The 26,954-nt window shown below is 48.4% G+C and carries 28 protein-coding genes; 21 read left to right on the top strand and 7 right to left on the bottom strand.

All coding sequences use genetic code 11. From position 1 onward, the window contains the following. Window positions 1-3: 3 nt before the first annotated feature. Entirely contained in the window at window positions 4-1,308 is a 1,305-nt protein-coding gene (locus tag ICW23_RS14170) for an NCS2 family permease (RefSeq protein ID WP_188154657.1), read from the bottom strand. Between the two features lie 95 nt (window positions 1,309-1,403). Between ICW23_RS14170 and pepV the strand changes: the two genes are divergently transcribed. After that, window positions 1,404-2,795 carry a dipeptidase PepV gene (pepV, locus tag ICW23_RS14165; RefSeq protein ID WP_188154656.1) on the top strand — a complete coding sequence of 464 codons (1,392 nt, stop codon included), beginning with the start codon at window positions 1,404-1,406 and terminating at the stop codon, window positions 2,793-2,795. A 38-nt stretch (window positions 2,796-2,833) separates the two neighbouring features. Here pepV and cysK read toward each other — a convergent pair whose 3' ends face one another. Then, the gene (gene cysK, locus ICW23_RS14160; RefSeq protein WP_116746223.1) at window positions 2,834-3,805 is read right to left on the bottom strand and encodes a cysteine synthase A; all 972 of its coding nucleotides are present in this window, start codon (window positions 3,803-3,805) and stop codon (window positions 2,834-2,836) included. An 88-nt stretch (window positions 3,806-3,893) separates the two neighbouring features. Here cysK and thpR point away from each other — a divergent pair, with 88 nt between their 5' ends. The 4 genes from thpR (at window position 3,894) to ICW23_RS14140 (ending at window position 7,450) form a co-directional block, all read left to right on the top strand. After that, window positions 3,894-4,445, top strand: a complete 552-nt coding sequence (thpR, locus tag ICW23_RS14155) for an RNA 2',3'-cyclic phosphodiesterase (protein WP_188154655.1) — start codon at window positions 3,894-3,896, stop codon at window positions 4,443-4,445. Between the two features lie 26 nt (window positions 4,446-4,471). Then, window positions 4,472-5,404, top strand: coding sequence for a hypothetical protein (locus tag ICW23_RS14150; protein WP_047476842.1), 933 nt, complete (start codon window positions 4,472-4,474; stop codon window positions 5,402-5,404). Window positions 5,405-5,456: 52 nt separating this feature from the next. Further along, the gene (locus ICW23_RS14145) at window positions 5,457-6,386 is read left to right on the top strand and encodes a YegS/Rv2252/BmrU family lipid kinase (protein ID WP_099744789.1); all 930 of its coding nucleotides are present in this window, start codon (window positions 5,457-5,459) and stop codon (window positions 6,384-6,386) included. A 266-nt stretch (window positions 6,387-6,652) separates the two neighbouring features. After that, window positions 6,653-7,450 carry a phosphotransferase family protein gene (locus ICW23_RS14140; protein ID WP_029575350.1) on the top strand — a complete coding sequence of 266 codons (798 nt, stop codon included), beginning with the start codon at window positions 6,653-6,655 and terminating at the stop codon, window positions 7,448-7,450. On the opposite strand, the gene ICW23_RS14135 is transcribed toward ICW23_RS14140, so the two are convergent. Continuing rightward, entirely contained in the window at window positions 7,451-7,729 is a 279-nt protein-coding gene (locus ICW23_RS14135) for a YtzH-like family protein (RefSeq protein WP_003152357.1), read from the bottom strand. A 185-nt stretch (window positions 7,730-7,914) separates the two neighbouring features. Here ICW23_RS14135 and trmB point away from each other — a divergent pair, with 185 nt between their 5' ends. The 3 genes from trmB to ICW23_RS14120 all read left to right on the top strand — a co-directional run bounded on the left by trmB (window position 7,915) and on the right by ICW23_RS14120 (window position 11,249). Next, on the top strand, window positions 7,915-8,568 hold the full coding sequence (gene trmB / locus ICW23_RS14130; RefSeq protein ID WP_016938534.1) for a tRNA (guanosine(46)-N7)-methyltransferase TrmB: 654 nt from the start codon (window positions 7,915-7,917) through the stop codon (window positions 8,566-8,568). A 58-nt stretch (window positions 8,569-8,626) separates the two neighbouring features. Then, window positions 8,627-9,472: a YtnP family quorum-quenching lactonase gene (locus ICW23_RS14125; protein WP_188154654.1), complete on the top strand. Its 846-nt coding sequence runs from the start codon at window positions 8,627-8,629 to the stop codon at window positions 9,470-9,472. Between the two features lie 79 nt (window positions 9,473-9,551). After that, the gene (locus ICW23_RS14120) at window positions 9,552-11,249 is read left to right on the top strand and encodes an NAD-dependent malic enzyme (protein WP_047476848.1); all 1,698 of its coding nucleotides are present in this window, start codon (window positions 9,552-9,554) and stop codon (window positions 11,247-11,249) included. A gap of 55 nt (window positions 11,250-11,304) precedes the next feature. Here ICW23_RS14120 and ICW23_RS14115 read toward each other — a convergent pair whose 3' ends face one another. Further along, window positions 11,305-11,622 (bottom strand): PepSY domain-containing protein, encoded by a 318-nt coding sequence (locus ICW23_RS14115; RefSeq protein WP_099744787.1) that lies wholly within the window; start codon window positions 11,620-11,622, stop codon window positions 11,305-11,307. A gap of 158 nt (window positions 11,623-11,780) precedes the next feature. On the opposite strand from ICW23_RS14115, the gene ICW23_RS14110 reads away from it, so the two are divergent. Further along, window positions 11,781-12,854, top strand: a complete 1,074-nt coding sequence (locus ICW23_RS14110) for a M42 family metallopeptidase (protein ID WP_188154653.1) — start codon at window positions 11,781-11,783, stop codon at window positions 12,852-12,854. A gap of 32 nt (window positions 12,855-12,886) precedes the next feature. Here ICW23_RS14110 and ICW23_RS14105 read toward each other — a convergent pair whose 3' ends face one another. Beyond that, complete coding sequence (locus tag ICW23_RS14105) at window positions 12,887-13,333, bottom strand: YtoQ family protein (protein ID WP_016938538.1); 447 nt, start codon at window positions 13,331-13,333, stop codon at window positions 12,887-12,889. Between the two features lie 197 nt (window positions 13,334-13,530). On the opposite strand from ICW23_RS14105, the gene ICW23_RS14100 reads away from it, so the two are divergent. The 12 genes from ICW23_RS14100 (at window position 13,531) to motS (ending at window position 25,125) form a co-directional block, all read left to right on the top strand. Beyond that, on the top strand, window positions 13,531-13,854 hold the full coding sequence (locus ICW23_RS14100; RefSeq protein ID WP_003152373.1) for a thioredoxin family protein: 324 nt from the start codon (window positions 13,531-13,533) through the stop codon (window positions 13,852-13,854). A 15-nt stretch (window positions 13,855-13,869) separates the two neighbouring features. Next, window positions 13,870-14,679, top strand: a complete 810-nt coding sequence (locus ICW23_RS14095) for a DUF1444 domain-containing protein (protein ID WP_188154652.1) — start codon at window positions 13,870-13,872, stop codon at window positions 14,677-14,679. 14 nt (window positions 14,680-14,693) lie between these two features. Next, window positions 14,694-15,299 (top strand): YtpR family tRNA-binding protein, encoded by a 606-nt coding sequence (gene ytpR / locus ICW23_RS14090; RefSeq protein ID WP_016938540.1) that lies wholly within the window; start codon window positions 14,694-14,696, stop codon window positions 15,297-15,299. A 167-nt stretch (window positions 15,300-15,466) separates the two neighbouring features. Further along, complete coding sequence (locus tag ICW23_RS14085) at window positions 15,467-18,049, top strand: DNA translocase FtsK (RefSeq protein ID WP_188154651.1); 2,583 nt, start codon at window positions 15,467-15,469, stop codon at window positions 18,047-18,049. 239 nt (window positions 18,050-18,288) lie between these two features. After that, window positions 18,289-19,587 carry a UDP-N-acetylmuramate--L-alanine ligase gene (gene murC, locus ICW23_RS14080; protein WP_016938542.1) on the top strand — a complete coding sequence of 433 codons (1,299 nt, stop codon included), beginning with the start codon at window positions 18,289-18,291 and terminating at the stop codon, window positions 19,585-19,587. Between the two features lie 157 nt (window positions 19,588-19,744). After that, the gene (locus ICW23_RS14075; RefSeq protein WP_016938543.1) at window positions 19,745-20,167 is read left to right on the top strand and encodes a DUF948 domain-containing protein; all 423 of its coding nucleotides are present in this window, start codon (window positions 19,745-19,747) and stop codon (window positions 20,165-20,167) included. Window positions 20,168-20,199: 32 nt separating this feature from the next. Further along, window positions 20,200-20,613, top strand: a complete 414-nt coding sequence (locus ICW23_RS14070; RefSeq protein WP_188154650.1) for a YtxH domain-containing protein — start codon at window positions 20,200-20,202, stop codon at window positions 20,611-20,613. A 25-nt stretch (window positions 20,614-20,638) separates the two neighbouring features. Then, a complete protein-coding gene (gene ytxJ, locus ICW23_RS14065) occupies window positions 20,639-20,965 on the top strand; it encodes a bacillithiol system redox-active protein YtxJ (RefSeq protein ID WP_045926809.1) in 327 nt (108 codons plus the stop codon). A 237-nt stretch (window positions 20,966-21,202) separates the two neighbouring features. Continuing rightward, window positions 21,203-22,279 carry a bifunctional 3-deoxy-7-phosphoheptulonate synthase/chorismate mutase gene (locus ICW23_RS14060; protein WP_016938546.1) on the top strand — a complete coding sequence of 359 codons (1,077 nt, stop codon included), beginning with the start codon at window positions 21,203-21,205 and terminating at the stop codon, window positions 22,277-22,279. A gap of 278 nt (window positions 22,280-22,557) precedes the next feature. Next, the gene (gene ccpA / locus ICW23_RS14055; protein WP_016938547.1) at window positions 22,558-23,562 is read left to right on the top strand and encodes a catabolite control protein A; all 1,005 of its coding nucleotides are present in this window, start codon (window positions 22,558-22,560) and stop codon (window positions 23,560-23,562) included. Window positions 23,563-23,630: 68 nt separating this feature from the next. After that, entirely contained in the window at window positions 23,631-24,446 is an 816-nt protein-coding gene (gene motP / locus ICW23_RS14050; RefSeq protein ID WP_188154649.1) for a flagellar motor protein MotP, read from the top strand. Next, entirely contained in the window at window positions 24,436-25,125 is a 690-nt protein-coding gene (motS, locus tag ICW23_RS14045) for a flagellar motor protein MotS (RefSeq protein WP_188154648.1), read from the top strand. The genes motP and motS overlap by 11 nt, the downstream gene beginning before the upstream one ends. Before the next feature lie 11 nt (window positions 25,126-25,136). On the opposite strand, the gene ICW23_RS14040 is transcribed toward motS, so the two are convergent. Then, a complete protein-coding gene (locus tag ICW23_RS14040; protein WP_188154647.1) occupies window positions 25,137-26,303 on the bottom strand; it encodes an acetoin utilization protein AcuC in 1,167 nt (388 codons plus the stop codon). Then, window positions 26,300-26,944 (bottom strand): acetoin utilization AcuB family protein, encoded by a 645-nt coding sequence (locus tag ICW23_RS14035; protein WP_188154646.1) that lies wholly within the window; start codon window positions 26,942-26,944, stop codon window positions 26,300-26,302. The genes ICW23_RS14040 and ICW23_RS14035 overlap by 4 nt, the downstream gene beginning before the upstream one ends. Window positions 26,945-26,954: the final 10 nt, after the last annotated feature.

The raw sequence follows: 26,954 nt of genomic DNA, 5'->3' as shown, positions 1-26,954 counted from the left end.
TTTTTAATGTCCGTTCAAAATAAAAAGCTGAATAAAAAACAGCACCGCAAAGATGATGACTAAAGGATGGATTTCGCGCCATTTTTTCTTAGCGAGCTTCACAAGCGGGTATGAAATGAAGCCTAGCGCGATTCCGGTTGAAATACTGGATGTTAAAGGCATCGCCAAAATGACGAGAAAGGCAGGGAATGCTTCATCAAGCTCATTCCAGCGGATATTCGACACCGCTCCCATCATCAGGCTGCCGACAATAATCAGAGCCGGTGACGTAATGGCGGACACTTCTGATAAGACGCTGACAAGCGGACTGAAAAACATGGAAACGGCAAACATAACGGCAATCGTCAGCGCCGTCAGGCCCGTTCTTCCGCCGGCGGCCACCCCTGCTGAAGATTCAACGAACGCGGTCGTCGGGCTGGTGCCGAAAATGCTTCCGACCGTCGTAGCGGTCGAATCAGCCAAAAGCGCTCTTCTCGCATTCGGCAGCTGATTGTTTTTGATCAATCCTGCCTGTTCGGCGACACCGATCATGGTGCCGGTCGTGTCAAAAATCGTAACGAGAAGAAAAGAAAACACAACGGCGTACAGACCGTGGTGCACGACATCCCCGAGGGCTTCGAACGGATTTGTTATTAAAAGCCCCTCAGGCAGGTGCGGGAAGGACATGAACCCTTTTGTAAAGTGAATCTGACCGGTCAAAAAGGCAATGACAGCGGTCAGCGCCATACCGATGAACAGAGCTCCGTTTACATTCAGCACCATCAGCACGATACTGATGATAAGCCCGATAAGCGTTAAAATGACGGCAGGCGAATGAAGGTCGCCGAGTGCGACTAAATTAGATTTATCAGCCGTGATGATACCGGATTGGCGCAAACCGATAAATGCGATAAATAAGCCGATGCCGGTCGTAATGCCGTATTTTAAATTGCCCGGAATGGCTTCTATTAGTTGTTTTCTTAAAGGCGTTAACGATAAAATGATAAAGATGACTCCTGCGATAAATACGGCGCTGAAAGCCGTCTGATACGAGATTCCGCTGCCTGCGCCGACGACATGAAAGGCGAGATACGCGTTTAAGCCCATGCCGGGGGCAATGGCAATCGGAAAATTCGCAGCGAGAGCCATCCATAAAGTTCCGACAATGGAAGCGATAATCGTGGCGGTGAACACCTGGTCAAACGGAATTCCCGCATTTGAAAGGATCACCGGGTTGACGACAATGATATACACCATTGTAAAGAAGGTGGTCAGTCCCGCGGTAATTTCTCTTTTTATTGTCGTTTGATGCTTGTCGAGATGAAACATAAGTACCTCCAATGACGAACATTTTTTCAAAACATCATCTATATTATTCGTTTTATGAACATTTTGCAAGTCTTTATCAAGAAAGGGGATTTGTGATGAACTGGGAAGTTGAAGTTATCCGAAACAAAGAAGATCTCATCCGAGACACGCAGAAATTTTTACAGATCAACAGCGTAATGGACGAATCAACAGCCGGCCCCGGCCGGCCGTTTGGGGAAGGCGTCAATGCCAGCCTGACTTCACTGCTGGAATTCGGTGAAAAAGAAGGCTTCACCGTCAAAAATCTTGACGGCTATGCGGGCCATATTGAGTGGGGGACGGGTGACGAAATTGTCGGCGTTCTGTGCCACGTCGATGTCGTTCCGCCCGGAGACGGCTGGACAAGCGATCCGTTTTCAGCCGAAATCAGGAACGGCCGGATATATGCCAGAGGCGCCATTGATGATAAAGGGCCGACAATGGCGGCGTTTTACGCGCTGAAAATCGTCAAAGACATGCAGCTGCCTTTATCCAAACGCGTGAGAATCATCATCGGAACAGATGAAGAGAGTGATTGGAGATGCGTGGACCACTATTTCAAACACGAAAAAATGCCTGACATCGGATTTGCCCCTGACGCCGATTTTCCGATCATTAACGCGGAAAAAGGAATGATAGATGCCACACTGCGTATTGCAAAAAGAACTTCTGACAAAAACGCAAAATACGGGCTTCTGTCATTCCGTTCAGGACTGCGCTTGAACATGGTGCCGGATGCGGCTGAAGCGGTCATTGAAGGGGCCGGCCTGGATGCCGTGCACGCATATTTCAGCAACTGGCTGGAGCAGTCAAAAACACAAGGTGAAGCGGTTTCGGAAAACGGAAAACTGACGCTTCGGGTGTTCGGAAAATCATGCCACGCGATGGAACCGAATAATGGTGTCAATGCCGGCTTAAAGCTTGCTGAATGCCTTAACGGAACGGAACTGGATGAAGCCGGAAAACACTTTGTCAAAACCGTCAGTGACTATTTTTCAAATGATACACGGGGCAAAAAGCTGAAAATTGATTGCAGGGATGACATCAGCGGAGAGCTTACATTGAATGTCGGCACCTTTACATACAGAAAGGGTGAGGGCGGAGAACTCGGCATCAACATCCGTTATCCCGTCACTTCGGACAGCCAAGTGATTCGTGATGCCTTTATGTCCGCTGCTGAATTTCGGCTTGAAGAATTTAAAGACAGCAAACCGCACCACGTATCTGCCGATCACCCGCTCGTAAAGACGCTTCAAAAGGTTTACGAAGGACAGACGGGAAAGAAAGCGGATTTGATTTCAATCGGCGGAGGAACGTATGCGAGATCCCTTGCGGCGGGCGTGGCGTTCGGACCGCTGTTTCCCGGCCGGCCTGACAGCGCGCATCAAAAGGATGAGTACATCGAAATTGATGACCTTCTCCGGTCAACCGCTTTATACGCCGAAGCCATTTATGAGCTTGCCAAGTGATCACAAAAAGGGACGCCGAAAGCGGCATCCCTTTTTTATCATTCAAATGACCATAAATCCGTTGATAAATAACGTTCTCCCGTATCGGCCGTCATACAGATGACGATCTGTTCGGAAGGGAGGCGTTTTGCGGTTTCAATGGCCGCAAAGCAGGCGGCGCCTGAAGACGGGCCGACGAGTATTCCTTCTTCCCGGGCCAGGCGCCGGGTTGTCGTATACGCATCTTCATCAGAGATTTTCATGATTTCATCGTAAACGTCCTGATTCAATATGCCGGGAATAAATCCGGGGCTTGTCCCGACCAGCTTATGAGCGCCGGGTTTTCCGCCGGACAGTACCGGCGATCCCGCGGGTTCGGCGACATGAACAATCATATCAGGGAAAAGCTCCTTCAGCGTTTCTCCGGTTCCGGTAATAGTTCCGCCTGTTCCCGCCGTTGCAACAAAAGCACCGAGCGGCCTGTTGAGCTGCTGAACGGCCTGATAGATTTCAATCGCGGTCGTTTTTCGGTGGGCGTCCGGATTTGCGCCGTTATCGAATTGCATCGGGATAAAACTTCCCGGAATCTGTTTGGCGAGTTCTTTCGCTTTTTTGATGCTGCCGGGCATTCTTTCAGCCCCCGGCGTTAATACCACCTCGGCGCCGTACGCTTTAAGCAGGTTGATGCGTTCTTTCGTCATCGTGTCAGGCATGACGAGGATTGCTCTGTAGCCGCGGGCCGCCGCGTTCATCGCCAGACCGATGCCTGTATTGCCGCTTGTCGGTTCGATGATGACAGAGCCGGGTTTTAAATGCCCGCTTTTTTCCGCTTCAATGATCATATTGTAAGCCGCTCTGTCTTTGACACTGCCGCTTGGGTTAAATGATTCTAATTTTAAATAGACTTGAGCTGCATGTTCTGGCTGAAGGCGATTGAGCTTTACGATCGGTGTGCCGCCGATCAGCTCCGCCGTGCTGTTTGCGATTTTCAAGACCGGCTCATTCCTTTCTGTATAAAACGTTCGGTACATAATATCCTATCATAATAAGCGGACAGGGTTCTCCTCTCCGCGTATCCGTTTTATAATAACACCATAACAAAAGAGGGGAGATCCTCATATGAAAGCTTCATTGCCGCATTATTTTATCGGCATTCCGATTCCTGATGACATTGCTGAACCGATTTGGGAAGCAGCCAGAAAGGAGCCGGCGTTAACATTCAAAAAATGGGTGCATCCGCATGACTATCATATTACACTCATTTTTCTCGGGGCCGCGGATGAAGCCCGGCTTGCGAAACTATTGCCTTTGCTCGCAGATGCTGCGTCGAAAGCGCAGCCGTTTACCGTACAGTTTCAGCATCTGGATGTTTTCGGCGACCGCAGACAGCCGAGAGTGCTTCACCTAGAACCTGAACGGAATGAACGGCTCTTTGATTTGCGGGAAAACATAAAACAGGCTGTTTTAAAAGCCGGTTTTCAAGTGGAAAAACGGCCGTATCATCCTCATATGACGATGGCGCGGAAGTGGGCGGGAGACCGGCCGTTTCCGGACGATGTGCCGTTTGAAAGCGGCAGGGTGCAAAGCGCCGTCAGCCGGTTTTCCCTGTTTCAGACCCACCTTGACCGGTCGCCAAAATACGAAGAAATCGCACAGTTTCAATTGACATAAACAAATATTCGGAGTGGGGAAATCACATGGCACAGATCATCAAAATACACGATTGCATTTCAAGATATGAGCTTGATCCATATCATTATATGAACCAGTTTATCCGGCTGAAGAAAGAACGCTGGGAGGCTCTCCTTGAAGCGTTTGACCGGAAAACGGAAGAAAAAGAAACAGAAACGGCTCAAGGCGGTGAAACCGGCCAAACGCCGGCCCGAAAAAAATTTTTCTTAAAAAAGAGAAAAGAAGAAAAAACGGCCGATATAAATGAAAAGAGGCACCAATGGTTTGATGAGCCGGAGGAAGAAGAGGCGCTGTTCGGACATCTTCCGTCTCAAAAGTCTGAGCTCGCGTCTTTTTTCAAAGAACAGCTGTATGACTTTCAATTAAAATGGGCAAGCTCCACGCTTTCTCAAAAGTCTGAGCTTTCGCAGGCGGTCAAGAGGGACAGGATATTAAAAATGCTGGCTCAAAAGCTGCCCGATTCCTATTTTGTGATGTATCATCCGGTTCTTCAAATCCAGCAGGCGTCCGTCGAGCTGAGCATCATCATCATCTCCCCGCTGGAGATTTTCTGCGCTGCTTTTATGGAAGCTGAAGAGGACAGCGTATATATCGGATCAAAACATCGTTTTTGGGAAGAGAGGGGTTCCGGCAGCACGCGCCAAGTATTAAATCCGTCTCTCAGCCTGAACCGCACGGGCTCGGTCGTTTCGCAAATCGTAAAAGAAAAGCAGGCCGACATTCCCGTCAGGAAGCTTTTGCTCAGCAGAACGTCTTATTTTGATTACCCGGAGCCGCCATTCGGGCTGGATATAGCCGATAAACGGACCGCCGCAGAGTGGCTGGAAAAGCAGCGGAAAAATACGGCGCCGATCAAGCACCATCAGCTGAAGGCGGCGAAGGCACTTTTGTCTTACGGCTTAAGCGATTCAAGCCGGAGACAGGAATGGCTTGATTAAAACGGACGTTTGGAGGCTGTCTCTTCTTCTATGAAGCAGGTGAAAACAAACGATGAGTCAATGGTTTTTTATTATTAATCCGGTCTCAGGAGGCGGGAGGGGGCGGCGTGTCTGGAAATCGGTTCAAAAAGAGCTGACCAGACGCGGTGTCAGCCACCGCTCCTTTCTGACCGGACATCCCGGGCATGCGGAGGTGCTGGCGAGACAGATTTCAACGATGCAGGATCATAAGCTGAAGCGGCTTTTTGTCATCGGCGGTGACGGCACGATGCATGAAGTCATTAACGGACTGAAAGGAATGGATCAGATTGAACTGACCTTTGTGCCCGCCGGTTCGTACAATGACTTTTCCAAAGGCCTCGGTGTTAAGAAGTCGGCGCTCCTCCATGAAATCAAAGGTCTGCACCGCCCGCTCACACGGAAATTTTTCGGGGGAAGCATCAACTTTTTTCATGACAAAGCACAATCTCTTTATTTTATTAACCACCTGTCTGTAGGGTTTGACGCCTCGGTTTCGAAGGCAGCCGCGGAGTTTCCGTTTTCGCGTGTTCTTCGGTTTCTGCGTCTCGGCTTTGTGATTTACCCGCTTGCGCATATACATACGGCCTCGGGATTTCAGCCGTTCCGGTTTGCATGCACGGCAGACGGCCAAAGGCATGAATTCCGCAATGTCTGGTTTGTCATTGCGGCTAATCATCCTTATTACGGAGGCGGTATGAAAGCGGCGCCTTCTGCAAATCCCCGCCAAAACGATTTTGATATTGTCATTGCGGAAAACCTGTCCTTTTTCTCGCTGTATCGTTTTTTATGGGCGATGAGCTTTGGCCGGCATATCAAAATGGACGGAGTGACGGTGATAAAGGGGAAGGAATTCATTTTTGAAACAGATGGGAAAATTCCGTTTCACGCTGACGGCGAACTGGTCGGAACGACGCCGTTTCGGCTGATGCCGGGCGGAGCGCCGTTAAAAATAAAAACATAATAAAAAAAACCTGTCAAATCTTTCTCGGCAAAGAACGGTTTGCGGCATAAATCTTCAGAATTCACAGGTGTTCTTGCTAGTTTTGCTTGACGAAGTTTGTGCTGTAGCGCTAAAATTTATAAGACGGCTATTGATTAGCATATGAGACTCTCAATAGCTGTCTTTTTTATTCTCAAGAAATTGTTTATGACAGGCTGCTCCGCCGAAAGAGAAAGGCTGGAGGCCTATTCTAAAATATTTTAAGAAATGATGGGTTGAACATTGATATGAACTGGTTGGGACAATTACTAGGTAGCGATTGGGAGATCTTCCCCGCCGGAGGAGCTACAGGAGATGCATATTATGCGAAACATAACGGCCAACAGCTTTTTTTAAAACGTAATAGCTCGCCCTTTTTAGCCGTGTTATCCGCCGAAGGCATTGTTCCGAAGCTGGTTTGGACGAAACGGATGGAAAACGGAGACGTTATTACGGCTCAGCATTGGATGACGGGCAGAGAGCTGAAGCCGAAGGATATGAGCGGACGCCCGGTGGCTGAGCTGCTCCGCAAAATCCACACATCTAAAGCCTTGCTTGACATGCTGAAAAGATTGGGGAAAGAACCGCTCGATCCGGGCGCTCTTTTGTCGCAGCTGAAGCAGGCCGTCTTTGCTGTGCGGCAATTTTCGCCGCTTATTCAGGAAGGCCTTGCTTATTTGGAAGCTCATGTGGATCAGGTGCAATTCGGTGAAAAAGTCGTTTGCCATTGTGATGTGAATCATAATAACTGGCTTTTGTCTGAAAACGACCAGCTGTATTTAATAGATTGGGACGGCGCGATGATAGCTGATCCGGCCATGGATCTTGGCCCTTTATTGTATCATTACGTCGAAGAGCCAGCGTGGGACAGCTGGCTTGGGATGTACGGCATGAAGCTCACGGAAGGGCTTCGGCTGCGGATGGCGTGGTACATGTTATCAGAGACCATCACCTTCATCGCCTGGCACAAATCAAAAGGGAATGACAAAGCGTATCATGATGCCATGGAAGAGCTTCATGCCCTGATGAAGCGGATTGTCAAGTAGTCAGGAGTACGAATCCATCTGCTCCACCCATTGGGACAAATGGTTTTGGTGCTCCTGAATATGCGTGTCGATGGAATCGGCCGTGATGCCTGACTGGCTGTAGCGGTATACATCCTCGAGCACGTTTTTTATATTTGAATCAAGCCCGGTGTTGGCCATCAGTGATTTGATGACGCGCTCGAGCTGTTCATACTCGGCAACCGTGCCGCAGCAATCCAACTGGTGGTCGGCCAGTATGTCCTTTAATAACCGGACCTGATGTTCGCTTGTTAAGCCCATGATTCATATACACATCCTTTCTGTGTCATACATTGTGCAAAGCGGTGCGGTTTTATGCATCACATGAGTGTTCCGGACCGGGGAGCCTCTTTTTTTATGCAGCCGGAGCCTTTAAAAGGCGCTTGCGGCTCTTTTTGTTTCATGGTATGTTGTTACTCGAAATTATAGATAGAGGTGTCAATCATATGAGAATGCGCCATAAACCTTGGGCGAATGATTTTCTGGCAGAAAACGCTGACATCGCCATCAGTGATCCGGCTCAGTATAAAGGGCGGTGGAACACGGTCTTTGGCAATGACAACCCGATCCATATTGAAGTCGGTACGGGAAAAGGGCAGTTCATTTCAGGAATGGCCAAGCAAAATCCGGATATCAACTATATCGGAATTGAGCTGTTTAAAAGTGTCATCGTCACTGCCGTCCAAAAAGTAAAGGACAGCGGGGCTCACAATGTCCGTTTGTTAAATATAGACGCGGAAACACTGAATGACGTATTTGAACGGGGAGAAATCAAGCGCGTATATTTAAACTTTTCTGACCCTTGGCCGAAAAACCGTCACGAAAAACGCCGTTTAACCTTTAAAGCGTTCTTGAAAAAATACGAAGAAGTCATGGGCGAAACGGGTGAGATTCATTTCAAAACCGATAACCGCGGGTTGTTTGAATACTCTTTGAAAAGTTTTTCCGAATACGGCCTGCTCCTGAAGGAAGTCAGTCTCGATCTGCACAACAGCGATCCGAAAGGCAATATTATGACAGAATACGAAGAAAAATTCTCCGCGCTCGGCCAGCCGATTTACCGGGCTGAAGTTGAATGGAGAACAAAAGACAGACTCTGATGCGGGAGTCTGTTTTTTTATGCCTCCATTTGCTACCATTACATCAGGAGGGATCAAGATGGAGACATTGAATATTGGCAATATTTCATTAACATGGCTGGACGGCGGTGTAACGCATATGGACGGAGGAGCGATGTTCGGCGTTGTCCCGAAGCCTTTATGGTCGAGAAAATACCCTGTAAACGACAAAAACCAGATTGAATTAAGAACAGACCCGATTCTGATCAGAAAAAACGGCCTGAATATATTGGTTGACGCGGGGATCGGCAGAGGGAAATTCTCCGATAAGCAGAAAAGGAATTACGGTGTAACGCAGGAATCCAATCTGAAAAAATCTCTGAGTGAACTCGGGCTTTCCTGTGAAGACATTCATATTGCGGCAATGACCCATCTTCATTTTGACCATGCATGCGGCCTGACGGAATACCGCGGAGAGGAGCTTGTCTCTGTTTTCCCGAACGCCCGCATTGTCACTTCTGCGACAGAGTGGCAAGAAATGAGAAACCCTAATATCAGATCGAAAAATACATATTGGAGAGAAAATTGGGAGGCTGTACAAGATCAGGTCGAAACTTTTGAGAACGTGTATGAGCTCACAGAAGGCATTACGATGCACCACACCGGCGGCCACAGTGACGGACACAGTGTCATTGTGTTAGAAGACGGAGGGGAAACGGCTGTGCATTTTGCCGACCTGATGCCGACAAACGCCCATAAAAATCCGTTATGGGTGCTGGCATATGATGACTATCCGATGACCTCCATTCCGCAAAAGCAAAAATGGCAGGCGTTCGCGGCAGAGAAAGACGCCTGGCTGATTTTCTATCACGACACGATTTACAGAGCCGTAAAATGGGGCGAAGACGGCGAAGTGGCGGCGTCTGTCAAACGGGAGAAAAAATAAGCGGATCAAATGATTTACCTGTATGAATTTCGGGAATAAAAGCAAACCTAAGACAAATTGCTTTGAAAGGAAGAGACAGGTGAATCAATTTCAAGTGACAACAGATGGAGAAATCAAAACAACTCTGCGCGGATTAGAAGTTCTTTCTACTCCTTTTTTAAATAAAGGGGTGGCCTTTACACAAGAGGAAAGAAAGGAACTCGGACTCGAGGGATTTCTGCCGCCGAAGGTACTGACAATCGAAGAGCAGGTGAAGCGGGCTTACGAACAGTTCAGTTCGCAGCCTGACGAGCTGAGCAAAAATGTGTACTTGACTGCTCTCCATGACCGGAATGAAACATTATTTTACAGGCTGTTAAATGATCATTTAGGCGAAATGCTGCCGATCGTATATACGCCGACAGTCGGCACCGCGATCCAGCGTTACAGCCATGAGTACAGAAAACCCCGCGGTCTGTATTTGTCGATAGATGATCCTGAGGGAATGCGCGCCGCATTTCAGCAGTTCGGAAAAAATGAAAACATTGATTTAATCGTTGCGACAGATGCCGAGGGCATTCTGGGAATCGGTGATTGGGGCGTCGGCGGCATCGCCATTTCTGTCGGAAAACTTGCGGTGTATACGGCAGCGGCCGGAATTGACCCGTCACGAGTGCTTGCGGTCGTATTGGACGCGGGGACGAATCAGGAAAGCCTCTTAAATGATCCGTTTTACGTCGGAAACCAGCATTCAAGAGTGCGCGGCGAGAAATATGACCGCTTTATTGATGAGTATGTCTCGCTTGCCCGGGAAACATTCCCGAATGCGCTGCTTCATTGGGAGGATTTCGGCACGGCTAACGCCCGCGGCATATTGAAACGGTATAAAGATAAAGTCTGTACGTTTAACGATGACATTCAAGGAACCGGCGCGGTGTCGCTTGCAGCTGTTTTAGCCTGCGCGAAAGCATCAAAAGTGCCTTTAAAAGAACATAAAGTCGTCGTCTTCGGCGCGGGAACGGCCGGTATCGGAATTGCTGAGCAGCTGCGTGAAGCAATGGTGCATGCCGGATTAAGCGAAGAAGAATCATACAGCCGCTTTTGGTGTATCGACAGAAACGGACTGTTAACGGATGACATGAAAGACTTGCGTGATTTTCAGGTTCCGTACGCCCGGCCTGCCGATGAAGTGAAAGAGTACAGCCGCAGCGGTGAAGGCGGATCAATTGATCTGGCGGAGACGGTCCGTCAGGCCAAGCCGACGATTCTGATCGGCACATCTACTGTATCAGGCGCATTTACGGAAGAAATCGTCAAAGAAATGGCCTCACATGTCAAACGGCCCGCTATTTTGCCGATGTCAAATCCGACCACATTATCAGAAGCAAAACCGGAAGACTTAATTAAATGGACGGAGGGCCGCGCGCTTGTCACGACGGGCAGTCCGTTCCCGCCTGTTGAGTATAACGGCGTGACGTATCATATCGGCCAGGCGAACAACGCGCTCGTATTTCCGGGACTCGGACTCGGCACGATTGTGACAAAGGCAAGGCTCATTACGGACAATATGTTCGTCGCCTGCGCGAATGCCATCGCCGGTATGGTGGATGTCGGCAAGCCTGGGGCGCCGATGCTCCCGAAAGTGGAAGATCTCAGGACGGTATCGGCAACTGTAGCGGTAGCCGTAGCGAAAGCGGCCATCCAGGACGGTGTAGCGGAAACGGAGCCCGAGGATCTGATCCAAACGGTGCAGGACGAGATGTGGCACCCTGTATACAAACGGATTCGGCCGATGTAACCGAATAAAGCCCAAAACGCTGATGGTTTTGGGCTTTATTTTTTGCTTGTCCGAATTATGAGGCGACAGAATCAATGACATCGACAATCTGGCCTGTTTTTGCATTGACCATGACTTCATATTGCTCCAGCTCGCCGAAAGCCGAACGTGTCACACCGGTTTTGTATACATGGATGGTTTCTCCGTTTACCTGGTAAGGCTCAGGCTCTGTGTAAATCCACGATCCGTCTATCGGTCCGCGCTGTTTAAAAGCCGCTTTCACGATACGGAGCGCTTTTTCTGAAGAGATATAAGGTTTCATCGCATACTTTTTCACTGCGATGGCAGCGAATAATCCGACTCCTGCACCTAAGAGAAAATGACGTAATTTCAATATGAAGCACCTCCAATTATGTCGTAGTTTTTATTATACAGAAGATGCCAGACGGTGTTAAGTAAAGCGGCGGTTTTGCAGCCCATTCAATCTGACCGCTTGGAAAACAGTTGTTTTTCTAATAAAATAAAAGCATTACATAGAAATGAGGGGAAAATATGAATGAGGAAACGAAAACGCTTTTCCGGACGCTGACGCAGCTTCCCGGCGCACCGGGAAATGAACATCAGGTCCGCTCCTTTATGAAACGGGAGCTTGCGAAATATGCGGATGATATCGTGCAGGACAGACTCGGAAGTGTTTTCGGCGTAAGGCGCGGTGCTGAAGATGCGCCTACTGTTATGGTAGCAGGCCATATGGATGAAGTCGGATTTATGGTAACGCAGATTACGGATAACGGCATGCTGAGATTTCAGACGCTCGGCGGCTGGTGGAGTCAGGTGCTTCTGGCCCAGCGCGTCGAGGTTCAGACGGATAACGGACCTGTCATCGGCGTCATCTCAAGCATCCCGCCCCACATTTTAACGGATGCCCAGCGCGCCAAGCCGATGGAGATCAAAAATATGATGATTGATATCGGTGCAGATGACAGAGAGGACGCGGTCAAAATGGGGATCAGACCGGGTCAGCAGGTCGTGCCGGTCTGCCCGTTCACCCCGATGGCAAACGAGAAGAAAATATTGTCCAAAGCGTGGGATAACCGCTACGGATGCGGATTAAGCATTGAATTATTAAAAGAGCTGCACGGAAAAGAGCTGCCGAACAACCTGTACGCCGGGGCCACCGTTCAGGAGGAAGTCGGCCTGAGAGGGGCGCAGACAGCGGCCAACATGATTCAGCCTGATCTCTTCTTCGCGCTTGATGCCAGCCCGGCAAATGATATGAGCGGCGATAAGGAGCTGTTCGGCCGTCTCGGCGAGGGAGTGCTGCTCCGCATTCTCGACAGAACGATGGTCATGCACCGCGGGATGAGAGAGTTCGTCCTTGATATGGCGGAAACGCACAATATCCCTTATCAATATTTCGCTTCCGGCGGAGGAACGGATGCCGGGCGGGTTCACATATCAAACAGCGGGGTTCCGTCAGCCGTCATCGGCATTTGTTCAAGATACATTCATACAAATGCCGCCATCATCCATGTCGATGATTATGCCGCGGCGAAAGAAATGCTCATTAAGCTGGTCATGGCGAGTGACAAGCAGACGGTTGAAACGATCAGAGAAAATGTGTGAAAAAATAAGCAGGCCCGCATAAGGCGGCCTGCTTATTCTGTTTCAAATAAATAAGAGAGTGCTTTCATCGCTTGATTGACGGTTTCCACCGTAATATTCGCTTTGCCGGAAAGCTCTTTCAGCGGATGATGCAGCTCTTTCGGACGGATGAGAATGAGCGGCTTGCCTTTTGCGATGGCATAAGAAGCATCCATCGCGGTATTCCACTGTTTATATTTCTCGCCAAACAGGGCGATCACAAAATCGGCTTTTTCCATCAGCACCTCTGTACGGAAATTGTTGATATCAGAAGCTCTGGCGTCCTTTAAAACAGAATCAGGCTGCTCGCCCATAATCTCTTCTCCGATATTGTCTGAGCGCTCATGGTTTTCCATCGGTCCGACAAACGTAATCGGCAGGTGCAGCGCTTTTGCTTTGTTCTTGATCTCGTTCCGCCAATCGCTGTGGATTTCACCGGCTAAATATACGACAAACTGCATCTTTTGCTCCTCCTTATTCCATATTCAGATTTTCGTACGGCTATAAGCCAAATGGTAAACGAAACTTGCTTGATAATGCAAATGAAATATGATAATGATATTGCATATAGTTGGTCTTGCTGTAAACAGTCTGGTATGATCCAATTGGACAAACATCAGCATACAAAAAAACTCAAAATCCAGATGGAGGAATGACAATGAAAAAGATTGAAAGCACGGAAGAATTGCAAAAAGCGGTACAGGACGATTGGGCGGTATTTATGTTTTCTGCGGATTGGTGCCCGGACTGCCGCTTTGTGGAGCCGTTTCTCCCTGAGCTGGAAGCGGATTTTCCTGAATTCACTTATTACTACGTAGACCGCGATCAATTTATCGATACATGTGCGGAATGGGAAATCTACGGCATTCCGAGTTTTGTGGTATTTAACGGAGGAAAAGAAGTAAACCGCTTCGTCAGCAAAGACCGCAAAACGAAAGAAGAAATCGAGCAATTTTTAACCGATTCCCTTGCTAAAGCATAAAGGAGGCCACGGGCTTTGAAGATGACGTCGAGGAAGCTGTCGGATCTATTAAAACAGCGCCTGCAGCACGAGAACCGATCCTTCTTTTTTGACAGAGAAAAAGACACCCTCCGTGTTGAGGATCAAACGACCAAAAAAGGCATCACATTAGAACTTCCGCCGATCATCGCCAAGTGGGAGACGCAAAAAGAAGAAGCGATCGACGAGATCGTCTACTATGTGTCAGAAGCGATGGAGGCGATGGGAGGAAGCGGACAGGAGATGTCCGGAAAGGAAGCCGGAATTTATCCGGTGATCCGCTCCACGTCATTTCCTGATCAAACGGGCGACGGCATTCCGCTCGTGTATGATGACCATACCGCCGAAACCAGAATCTACTACGCGCTTGACCTCGGCAAGACGTACCGCTTAATTGATAGCCGGATGCTTGAGAAAGAAAACTGGACAAAAGAACGGATCAGGGAAACGGCATCATTCAATCTCCGCTCGCTCCCTTCGGTCGTGAAACAGGATACGGTTGCGGGCAATTATTTTTATTTTTTCAGAGCGAATGACGGCTATGACGCCAGCCGGATTCTCAATGATTCGATTCTTCATGAATACAAACAGGCCGCTGAAGGCGAATTAGCGATTTCTGTCCCGCATCAGGATGTATTAATACTTGCTGACATTCGAAATGAATCGGGTTATGATATTTTAGGGCAAATGTCCATGAGCTTCTTTGCAAGCGGCACGGTGCCGATTACGGCCCTTTCATTTCTCTATAATGAAGGCAGACTGGAACCTGTGTTTATCATGGCGAAAAGCCGGCCGAAAAAGGATTAGAAAGGATTTTTCTTATGAACGCTTTTTACAATAAAGAAGGTGTGGGAGATACGCTTCTGATCTCTCTTAAAGATGCAGCACGTGAAGAAATCGGCTATGAAAGAGAAGGCGATGTCGTCCGAATCTTTAACAAAGAAACAAAAGAAACGACGGGCTTTAATATTTTTAACGTATCTTCTTATTTACAGATTGAGGACAACGGCCCTGTCGCATTGTCTGAGACATTCGTTCAGGACGTGAATGAAATACTGAACAGAAACGGTGTTTCAGAAACGCTGACAGTTGACCTTTCTCCGAAATTTGTTGTCGGTCATGTTGAATCGAAAGAAAAACATCCGAATGCGGATAAACTGAATATCTGCCAAGTGAATGTGGGAGAGGAAACCCTTCAAATCGTTTGCGGCGCGCCGAACGTAGACAAAGGACAAAAAGTCGTCGTCGCTAAAGTCGGCGCAGTGATGCCGAGCGGACTTGTCATTAAAGACGCTGAATTAAGAGGCGTTCCGTCAAGCGGCATGATCTGTTCCGCGAAAGAACTCGCTTTGCCGGATGCACCGTCGGAAAAAGGCATTCTCGTTCTTGAAGACAGCCGCGAGGCCGGCGAAGCATTTCAATTCTAACTCCCATAAATAAGTGCACAGAATCGAATGATGTGAGAGAAAGCCGTTAAGCAGGCCTGCTTAACGGCTTTCTTCAGTTGGGAGCTTAATCTTTTCTGAGCGGCCCGGCAGTGGTATACTAAATATCGTCCCAGACTACTAATAAGGGAGTTAGAGAGTGATTAAACATGAGTTGGCTGAATAAATTTTTTGACTTATTTTTAGGTGAAAAAGAAGAAGAGCATGAACATGAACCGAACACACATGCCCAAATCCCGAAACAGCAGATACCGGATCAGCCAGAAGGCAAATTAACGCGCATGGAAGATCCTAAAATATATTACGAATATCCGAAAGGGAATTTCCGCTTTCCTGTCGTTCCGGACGGCTATAAGCGCACGGAACAAAGACAGAAGGAAAGGCATGAACGCCGCCGCCAGCCGTCCCGGGGATATGCCGCCGCGACGGAGCATACGGAGCGGGAGCGGAAACAGCATACATATGAAGAGCCGGAGCCGGTGAAAAAGCCCTTTAAACCGTCCTCCATTCCTTCACCGGTCTACGGTTTTCAATCTCAGCACAGCATTAAAAAAGCGCCTAATCCGCAAAAACAGTGTGAAGAGAGCGTGACATTGCTGTCAGAGGAGCAATTTGTTCCGCCAAAGTCCGGTCAGGAAACGGAAAAAGCGCCCGCATTTACAGCATCCGGCATAACAAAACAGACGGACACCCGGCCGGAACCGTCTGTGAAACCGGAAGAATTCCAGGCCGCCAAAAAAGAGCAGCCGCACACTGAGGCTGAGAATGCAAAAGAGCAAGTGTACAGTGCATCAGAACCGCGCCAGGCTAAAGACCTGCAGCAGCCGGAAAGCACGGAACCTGCCGGCTATACAGATCAACAAGAGCTGGAACAAACCGAGCCGCAGCCTTTAAATGAGACTGAGTATGAAGCGTCCCGGCCGTCTGAACACACGGAAGAACAAGCGCCGCAGCAGGAGGAGTATCAGCAGTCTGAGACGGAAGCCGCTCAAGCTTTTGAAACCGCTGGGGAACCGGTATATACATACTCAGAACCGGGGAATGAAGAGGAAGTTCAGCCGCAGTCTGAATCGCCTGAGGCTGACGCGGAACAAAAAGCAGATGAACAGCCTGAGTTCAACGAAGCCCCTCAGCATTCTGAACCGGAGCCTGAATCTGCAGTCATCGAGCCGCCCGAAGCCCCGGCCCCGCCTGCCGAAGAAAAAACGAAGAATCACGAACAGCCCGTGAAAACGGCGGAGCGGCCGAAAGAGCGCAGTGTTCCATTTAACGTCATGATGCTTAAAAGCGATAAACACAAGCAGGCGAAGACGCCAGAGGGCGGTGCGGGCTATGTTTTCCCGAATCTGTCGCTTCTGGACGTACCGCCGGCGCAGAGACATGACGACCAATCATGGATTGAAGAACAGCGCGAGCTTTTAAACGTCACGCTGAAAAACTTTAATGTGCGCGCCCAAGTCGTTCATGTCACACAAGGCCCGTCCGTCACAAGATTTGAAGTGCATCCTGAGCCGGGAGTGAAAGTAAACAAAATTACAAACTTAGCAGATGATATAAAGCTGAGTTTATCTGCCAAGGATATTCGGATTGAGGCGCCGATCCCCGGCAAAAACACGATCGGCATTGAAGTTCCGAACCGCGTAAGCAAGGTCGTTGATTTACGGCAGATGATCAGAAGCGCCGCTTTCAGGACGAATCCGTCTCCGCTTACAGCCGCGCTCGGTGTCGATATTTCCGGTAACCCGGTCGTCATTGATTTGAAAAAAATGCCGCACGGCTTGATTGCGGGTGCGACAGGATCGGGAAAAAGCGTCTGCATCAATACCATTTTGGTCAGTCTGCTTTATAAGGCAGATCCGAGCGATGTCAAAATGCTTTTGATTGATCCGAAAATGGTCGAGCTTGCGCCTTATAACCAAATTCCGCATTTAGTCAGCCCCGTCATCACGGACGCCAAAGCCGCAACCGCGGCGTTAAAATGGGTTGTGGAAGAGATGGAACGGCGGTATGAACTGTTTGCTCATTCAGGTGTGAGAGATATCGGCCGCTTTAATGAATTAACGGCTGATCATAATACAGGCGAAAAGCTCCCGTACCTCGTAGTGGTTATTGATGAGCTTGCCGATTTAATGATGGTCGCGCCGAACGATGTGGAAGAAAGCATTGCCAGAATCGCGCAGAAAGCGAGAGCCTGCGGCATTCATCTCCTCGTCGCGACACAGCGTCCGTCTGTCGATGTCATTACCGGCATGATCAAGGCGAACATCCCGACGAGGATCGCATTCTCCGTCTCAAGTCAGGTCGATTCCAGAACGATTATCGACATGGCGGGGGCGGAAAAGCTGCTCGGAAAAGGCGACATGCTTTACTGGGAAAACGGTACCGGAAAACCGGTGCGTCTGCAGGGCAACTTTGTGTCAGACAGCGAGATCGACCGCGTCGTCTCTCATGTCAGAAAGCAGCTCCCGCCTTCTTATTTGTTTGAACAGGAAGAACTGATCAGGCAGGGAACTGCCCTCAAGGAAGAGGACGAGCTGTTTCCTGAGGCGTGCCAATTTGTCGTGGAGCAAAACAGCGCCAGCACCTCCAGCCTTCAAAGAAGGTTCAGGATCGGCTATAACCGTGCGGCGAGGCTGATTGACATGATGGAAGCTGAAGGCATGATCTCAGAAGCAAAGGGCAGCAAACCCCGCGAAGTGCTGATTACGGCTGCTGACATTACTCAAGAATAAGAATATCGTTCATTTTTCTCACAAACATGGTATGATAATGGATGGACCATCAAACAGCATCACTGTCACGCGCTGAAATATCATGCGGCAGGTTTAATCAAAAAGAAAGTTACAGATACTGACGATAACGTAAAAATAAATGGAAGCGCCGCTGTGCGGGCTTTTCGCCCGCGGCGGTCGCAAAATGAAATGAGCGTCATATACTGGGGAACAGATAGACGTTTGTTGGAGGTACGATTATGACTGTTTATCATTTTGTTGGAATAAAAGGGACAGGTATGAGCCCGCTTGCTCAAATCCTGCATGATACAGGGTATCAGGTGCAGGGATCGGATATCGAGAAGCAGATTTTTACTCAGGCTGCCCTTGAAAAAAGAAATATCCCGATCTATCCGTTCAGCCCCGATAACATCAAACCGGGCTTAACGGTAATCGCCGGAAACGCATTCCCTGATTCTCATCCGGAAATCGCAAAGGCGCTCGCTGAAGGAATTCCTGTTATCAGATATCATAAATTTTTAGCTGAATATATGAAAAAATACACAAGTGTCGCGGTTACAGGCGCACACGGCAAGACGTCCACTACGGGTCTCTTGGCACACGTGATGCAGCAGGCGAAGCCGACTTCGTTTCTTATCGGAGACGGGACGGGCAGAGGAAATGAAAGCAGCGAATACTTTGTATTTGAAGCTTGCGAGTACCGCCGTCATTTCTTAAGCTATCAGCCTGATTATGCGATTATGACGAATATTGATTTTGACCACCCTGATTATTTCGCCAACATTGACGATGTGTTTGATGCTTTCCAAAACATGGCGCTTCAAGTCAACAAAGGCATCATTGCCTGCGGTGATGACGAGTATCTGCCGAAAATTCACGCCAATGTGCCTGTCGTTTATTACGGAACGGGAGAAGAAAACGATTTTCAAGCGAGAAACATCGTGAAAAATACGGAAGGCACGACATTTGACGTCTTTGTCCGCAATACGTTTTACGATACGTTCTACATCCCGGCATACGGACATCACAATGTCCTCAATTCCTTAGCGGTCATTGCGCTCTGCCACTATGAAGAGATAGACGTGAACATGATTAAGCGCGGACTTGAATCATTCGGCGGCGTCAAACGCAGATTCAATGAAAAAGTGATCGGCAGCCAGGTGCTGATAGACGACTACGCCCACCATCCGACTGAAATTAAAGTCACCATTGAGGCGGCGCGCCAAAAATATCCAGAACGTGAAATCATCGCGGTATTCCAGCCGCATACGTTTACACGGACGCAATCATTCCTTGATGAATTTGCAGAAAGCTTGAGCGCGGCCGATCGCGTGTATCTATGCGACATTTTCGGCTCTGCCCGCGAGAACGTCGGCAAACTCACCATCACGGATCTGCAGGAAAAAATCGATAACGCAGAACTCATTGAAGAGAATGACACATCCGTGTTAAAAGCGCATAAAGACGCAGTGCTGATCTTTATGGGCGCCGGAGACATTCAAAAATATATGAGGGCCTATGAAAACGTCATAGCGTAACAAAAAAAGCAGTGGGGCTCTCACTGCTTTTTTGCGCGTGCTGCAAAGGGATTTACCGATAAACGGAGAAATAGTATACATACAGCCCCTTTCATATATGTTTATCATTTTAATAATTGGGTATATACCATTATATCCTGCAATAAGGAGGTATTAGATGATTATCATTCTTTACTTAAGCGTCGCACTCATTGCCGTAGCATTTCTCATCCTCGTCATTTATCTGTCAAAAACATTAAAGTCCGTGCAGATGACCTTAACAAACGTAGCGTCGACTTTAGACGGCCTTGAAGGGCAGATGAAGGGCATCACCGCAGAGACAACCGAGCTGTTACATAAGACAAACCGTCTCGCGGAAGACATTCAGGAAAAATCAGAGAAATTAAATACGGTTGTCCATGCTGTGCAGGAAGTGGGAACTTCCGTCCAGCAGTTTAATACATCCATAAAGCAGGCAGCCGGTTCCGTTTCGGCCTCTGTCAGAGAGAACCAGGATAAGATCAGTCAGGTTGTCACCTGGAGCCAGGCCGCTATGGAAATATGGGACAAGTGGAAGCAAAAGAAAAAAACATCGCTTTAATCATAAGAAAAATCCACTAAGGAGGAATCATAATGAGCAAAGATGGAATCAATAGTAAGGATTTTTTAATCGGAACGCTGATCGGGGGAATTATCGGCGCGACAACGGCTTTGTTTCTGGCGCCTAAATCAGGCAAGGAGCTGCGCGACGATCTCGGCAGCCAGGCTTCCGCATTGAAGGATAAGACGGACAGAATGACGGCCGACGCGAAAGAAAAAGGCTCTCAATATGTCAGCATCGCCAAGGACAAAACATCTAACATCACCCAGCTGGTAGCTGATCAGTCAGGCCAGATTATGAATAAAGTGAAGGATTTAAAAGACCGTTCTAAGAGCACACTAACCGAGAAAGCCGAAGAGACGAGAAGCGAAATGCAGGACACGACCCAAAGCATCAAAGCCGAAGCGGAAGATGCAGGGGAAAAAGCCGGTCAGGTAAATCGCTGATCTTCAATAAGGAGAGATAACAGACATGACAAAGCAGCTGATATCGTCAGAAGAAGAGTTCAAAAATGCCGCTGAGAAAGAAAGCACGTTCGTGTTTTTGAAACACAGCACAACCTGCCCGATCAGCCAAGCGGCGTTTCAGGAGTTTGACGCCTTTGCATCGGAGCATTCAGAAGTGCCTTCTTATTACCTGCAGGTGCAGGACAGCCGGCCGCTTTCAAACTATATCGCCGAGACATACGGCGTGAAACATGAAAGCCCGCAAGTATTCGTCATTACAAACGGCGAAGTGAAATGGCACGCGTCTCATTCCCAAATCACAAAAAACGCAATAGAGCAGCACCTTTCATAATTTACTGACCGCCGATGATACCGGCGGTTTTTTTTAAAAAAAAAACTATTGATCATTTCAGCCATATCATGTAGGATAACAATATACGTTACTTCAACGCATAAAAGCTTAAAAGCGTTTTGGTGATAAAGTAAAATTGCGAAAAAATTTATTGTTTCATATTCCTATTTTCGCATAACTGTAGTAAGATGCATGTTAACCATTAAAATAAAACATAGCATAGAAGGGATGAAAAAGATGAGCAACAAGGAATTAGAGAGCCTAAGACAGCAGGCAGACGCACTAAACTTACAAATCCTTAAATTAATCAATGAACGCGGAGCCGTTGTAAAAGAAATCGGTAAAGCCAAAGAAGCACAGGGTGTCAACCGATTTGACCCCGTCAGAGAGCGTACAATGCTTAACCGCATTATTGAAAGCAATGACGGCCCGTTTGAAAACTCAACAATCCAGCATATTTTCAAAGAAATTTTCAAAGCCGGCCTTGAGCTTCAAGAAGAGGATCACAGCAAAGCGTTGCTCGTCTCCCGGAAGAAAAAAGCAGAAGATACGATCGTTGACATTAAAGGCGAAAAAGTCGGTGACGGCGATCAGAGATTCATCGTCGGTCCTTGTGCCGTAGAAAGCTATGAGCAGGTTGCGGAAGTAGCGGCCGCTGCGAAAAAACAAGGCATTAAAATCCTGCGCGGAGGTGCATTCAAACCCCGCACAAGCCCGTATGATTTCCAAGGTCTCGGCGTAGAAGGCCTGCAGATCCTCAAACGCGTCGCTGATGAATATGACCTCGCGGTGATCAGTGAAATTGTTACGCCTGCCCACATTGAGCAAGCGATTGATTACATTGACGTCATTCAGATCGGCGCACGTAACATGCAAAACTTTGAATTGCTGAAAGCCGCCGGTTCGGTTAAAAAGCCGGTATTGTTAAAACGCGGTCTTGCCGCAACGATTTCAGAATTCATCAATGCAGCTGAATACATCATGTCACAAGGAAACGACCAAATCATTCTTTGTGAGCGCGGAATCAGAACGTACGAAACAGCAACGAGAAACACGCTTGACATTTCTGCCGTGCCGATTTTGAAACAGGAAACTCACTTGCCGGTGTTTGTTGACGTCACACATTCAACAGGCCGCCGCGATCTCCTGCTTCCGACAGCAAAAGCGGCGCTTGCGATCGGCGCTGACGGCGTGATGGCCGAAGTTCACCCTGATCCTTCCGTTGCCCTTTCAGACTCTGCGCAGCAGATGGATATACCTGAATTCGAGAAATGGCTGAACGAATTAAAGCCGATGGTGAAAGTAAAAGCATAATAAAGTGTTCCGTTCTTTAAGGGCCGCCTCGTGCGGCCCTTTTTCGTTTCTTCATTTTATTTAATTATAAAATGGAAGTGAACGTTTTCATCACTGGGAAAAACGTGTATAATTTCATGAGAAGTATTTAAATTTGATGAATAATGAAAAATAATGTACACTACTGACTTACGCTTACAACCATAAACGACAGAATGCGAAAACGCACGACATTTCTTTACATAAAGTGTTTATGCTATAGATAAGGATAAGTGTATCCAGTAAAAGGAGTGGTTTCAGTGAGCAACATTACGATATACGATGTGGCCAGAGAAGCAAATGTCAGCATGGCGACTGTTTCCCGCGTCGTAAACGGCAATCCGAATGTAAAACCGACGACCAGAAAAAAAGTATTGGAAGCCATTGACCGGCTCGGCTACCGCCCGAACGCGGTGGCAAGAGGACTGGCAAGCAAAAAAACGACAACGGTCGGCGTCATCATCCCTGATATCTCAAGCATTTTCTACTCGGAACTTGCCCGGGGAATTGAAGATATCGCGACGATGTACAAATATAATATTATTTTAAGCAACTCGGACCAAAACCTCGAGAAGGAACTGCACCTGTTAAACACGATGCTCGGCAAACAAGTGGACGGTATCGTATTTATGGGCGGCAACATTACGGACGAGCATGTCGAAGAATTTAAGCGCTCTCCTGTGCCGATCGTATTGGCGGCATCAGTGGAAGAACAGGCAGAGACGCCTTCTGTCGCCATTGATTATGAACAGGCGATTTATGATGCCGTTAAGCTTTTCATTGAGAAAGGGCATCGCGATATCGCATTTGTCTCCGGACCGATGGCAGAGCCGATCAACCGCTCGAAAAAACTGCAAGGGTACAGACGGGCGCTTGAAGAAGCGGGCATCCCGTTTAATGAGCAGTTCGTAGCGGAAGGCGATTACACCTATGATTCCGGAATGGAGGCGCTTCAAAGCTTAATGGGCCTTGAGCGGAAGCCGACGGCAATCCTTTCTGCAACGGATGAAATGGCGCTCGGCATTATTCATGCGGCTCAGGATCAAGGTCTGTCGATTCCTGACGATCTTGATATTATCGGTTTTGACAATACGAGATTGAGCCTGATGGTCCGCCCTCAGCTTTCCACAGTCGTGCAGCCTACTTACGATATCGGAGCCGTGGCGATGAGGCTTTTGACAAAACTGATGAACAAAGAGCCGGTTGAAGAGCATATCGTCGAGCTGCCTCACCGCATCGAATTAAGACAATCAACAAAGTCATAAAAAAACGGAAAAGCAAGCTTCACTCTGAGGAGTGGAATCTTGCTTTTTTACTTGAGTAAGGAGAAGATATGAAACGTTTTGATTATCTGACACCCGTTGGATTTATGTTAGGATGTATTATTGTCGCAATCGGAATTCTCTCAGGAACGGGACTTGCGGGAATCAGTTCATTTTTAGATCTGACTTCTTTTTTAATCGTCACAGGCGGCCTTGCCGCGGCGGTCTTTATCAGCTTTCCGCCTCGGGATTTAAAGAAAACCCCTTCTGTTTTAAAACAGGTATTTTCCCGTCAGGATGACAATGTAAAGGACCTTGTCAGAGTATTCGTCAGCCTTGCGGAGCAGGCGCGAAGACAGGGGCTGCTGTCTCTGGAGGACCAGGCGCGTGAGATCAAGGATCCGTTTTTGAAAAAAGGGCTTTTGCTTGCGATTGACGGCTGGGACGAAGAAACGATCCGGCTGGTGATGGATTCTGAGATCGCCGCGATGGAAGAACGACACAGAAAAGGAAGACGCGTTTTTGAAAAAGCCGGTGATTTCGCGCCCGCCTGGGGAATGATCGGGACGCTTGTCGGACTGGTGCTCATGCTTAAAAATTTAAATGACCCGCATACCCTCGGGCCGAACATGGCTGTTGCGCTATTGACGACGCTGTACGGCGCACTGCTTGCCAATCTCGTGTTTATCCCTATCGCGGCAAAGCTTGAAGAAAAAACGGAAAGTGAAATTTTCATCAAACAGGTCATGATCGAAGGGGTTGTCGGCATCCAATCGGGAAAAAATCCCCGCAACCTCGAAAGTCAGCTCGTCGTTTTCAGCTCAAGAGAAGACTGGCGTAAAGAGCAGCCTGCGAACAAGAAAAAGGGCGCTGTCCATGAAGCTTAGAAGAGAGCGTTTTGAAAGAAGAAACAAACCGGAAAATTCCGGCGGTTCACCAAGATGGATGGTAACGTTCGCTGACTTGATCACGCTCATTCTCGTGTTCTTTATATTGCTTTTTTCGATGTCGCAAATAGACGCGGAAAAATTTCAATCAGCCGTTTCATCGATTCATACAAACGGCAGCGGGGGTGTTTCGGCGTCATCAGACAAAGCAAACGAAAATAAAGAACAGGATTTGCTGCTGCAGAACGTGAAAACATACATAAAATCGCACCATTTGAGTTCCAAATTAACGGCGAAGCGCGATGAGCGCGGAGTGGTTCTTGTGCTGCAGGAGGCCGTTCTGTTTCACACAGGAAAAGCGGATGTGCTGAAAAACGCCGAGCCAGTCCTGCATCAGATCGCAGTGCTTTTGAAAACAATTCCGAATGACATTCAGGTGGAAGGCCATACGGACAGCCGCCGGATTTCCACCTATCAATTCCCGTCGAATTGGGAGCTGTCGTCTGCAAGAGCGGCGAGTGTGATCCGGTATTTTACCGCGAAAGAAGACTTTTCCGCCAATCGGTTTATTTCAGTCGGATACGCGGATACAAAACCTGTGAAGGACAACAAAAGCCTCGGTCATATGAATGAAAACCGCCGTGTGGAAATTGTCATAAAAAAAACGACCTCCTCGTAAGGGTCGTTTTTTTATTTTGTTTTATACCGCTGTTCAGACCGGATGGCAAAAAGCGCTTTTTCCACGGTTTGGGCGTTTTTTTCTGATATTTCTTCTTTTCGGGGAATCGGAGGATATAATTGTTCAGGGTCACTCCAAAACGCGGGCAGGGTATAGGGCGAGTGTTTCTGCCATTTATGAATCCACTCCTGCGGTATGCGCTCCCCGGGATCAATCCCTTTCATCTCAAGCCATATACGGCTCCATGCTCTCGGGACGACTCGCCAAATATCGTATCCGCCTCCGCCGACCGCGATCCATCTGCCGCTGCAATGTTGATGGGCTAATGAGTGAGCGAGCCGGGGGATTGCCTGATAAATGGAGATGGTAGTGGACAGGTGTGTCAATGGGTCGTAATAATGGGCGTCCGCTCCGTTCTGGGTCAGGATTACATCCGGCTTAAAAAAAGCCGCGATTTCTGAAGCGGCCGTTTTGTAAGCGTGAAGAAAGGAATCGTCCTCTGTGAAAGCGTCCAGCGGAATGTTAAAAGAATAGCCGTAGCCTTGCCCGCTTCCTTTTTCCAGCACTTGTCCCGTCCCGGGAAATAAATAACGCCCGGTTTCGTGAAATGAAACTGTGCAGACATCTGACCTGTCGTAAAACGTAAATTGAACGCCGTCGCCGTGATGAGCGTCGGTATCAATGTATAACACCTTTGCTCCGTAGTTTTTCTGAATGTATTGGATGGCCACGGCGCTGTCATTATAAATACAAAAGCCCGATGCCCTGCCGCGGAAGCCGTGGTGAAGGCCCCCGCCTAAATTGCAGGCATGCCTCGCCTGTCCCGTCATGACATAATCAGCCGCTGTTAAGGTGCCGCCCACCAGAAGCGACGCGGCTTCATGCATGCCGGCAAAAACGGGGGTGTCTTCCGTTCCGAGCCCGTAGCTTTCTCCTTCTGCGGCAGGGAGCCGGCCCGCCCCCGCTAGTTCAACCGCCTGTATGTAATCCTCTGTATGAACGAGTGCCAGCTCTTCTTTAGAGGCCATGCGCGGAGCGGCGATATCTCCCTCTTCAAACGCGTCCGCCGCCTGAAGCAGCTCGTATGTCAAAAGCACGCGCTGCTGATTGAACGGGTGATCCTGGTGAAATTGATACGTCTGATAAGAAGGCGAGTAAACAAAAACGCTGTCTCTCATGACTGATCCCTCAATTGTTTCGGCCACAGGATATTGTACCCGGCTTCATGAACGCTGCGGATAAAAGGGAGCGGATTCATCGTCTTCACCCGGAAGACGAGTATATTTGACCCGGCGGAATCATGAGGATAGACGAGCACGCTCAAGATTTGCAGCTGAAGATCGCGGCACATGCAGCTGAGATCAGCAAGGCTTTTGGTCATATCCGTCACCAAAATTTCCACCTGTGATCCCGGCTGGGCTGCGCCTGTCAGGCTGACAAAGGTCCGGAGTACATCGGTTTTGGTTAAAATGCCCGTCAGCTTATGATTTACCGTAATCGGCAGACATCCGATGCCATGCTCATAGAAAGAAGCCGATATTTCCTCTACGAAATCAAGCGGATGGGCGCAGATGACATTCCGTTTCATAATGGTTTCCACTTTGTTTGTCAGAAACACGACGCGGTCTTCTTGTTTAAAGCTGCCCGGGCCTGCCTGTTTAATGTCTCTGTCTGTGACGATGCCGGCAACGTGCAGTTCTTCGTCGATGACAGGGAGATGGCGGATATGATATGCCTTCATTTTATGTACGGCTGTTTCTATGGAGTCGTTTTTTGTGACGGTGATGACGTCCCGTTTCATGATTTGTTCTGCAATCATCTTTTTATCC

It is taken from the genome of Bacillus sp. 1021 (assembly GCF_014534735.1).
In the GTDB taxonomy this organism is placed as follows: Bacteria; Bacillota; Bacilli; order Bacillales; family Bacillaceae; genus Bacillus; species Bacillus siamensis.
This window is presented reverse-complemented; position numbering and strand designations above follow the sequence as displayed.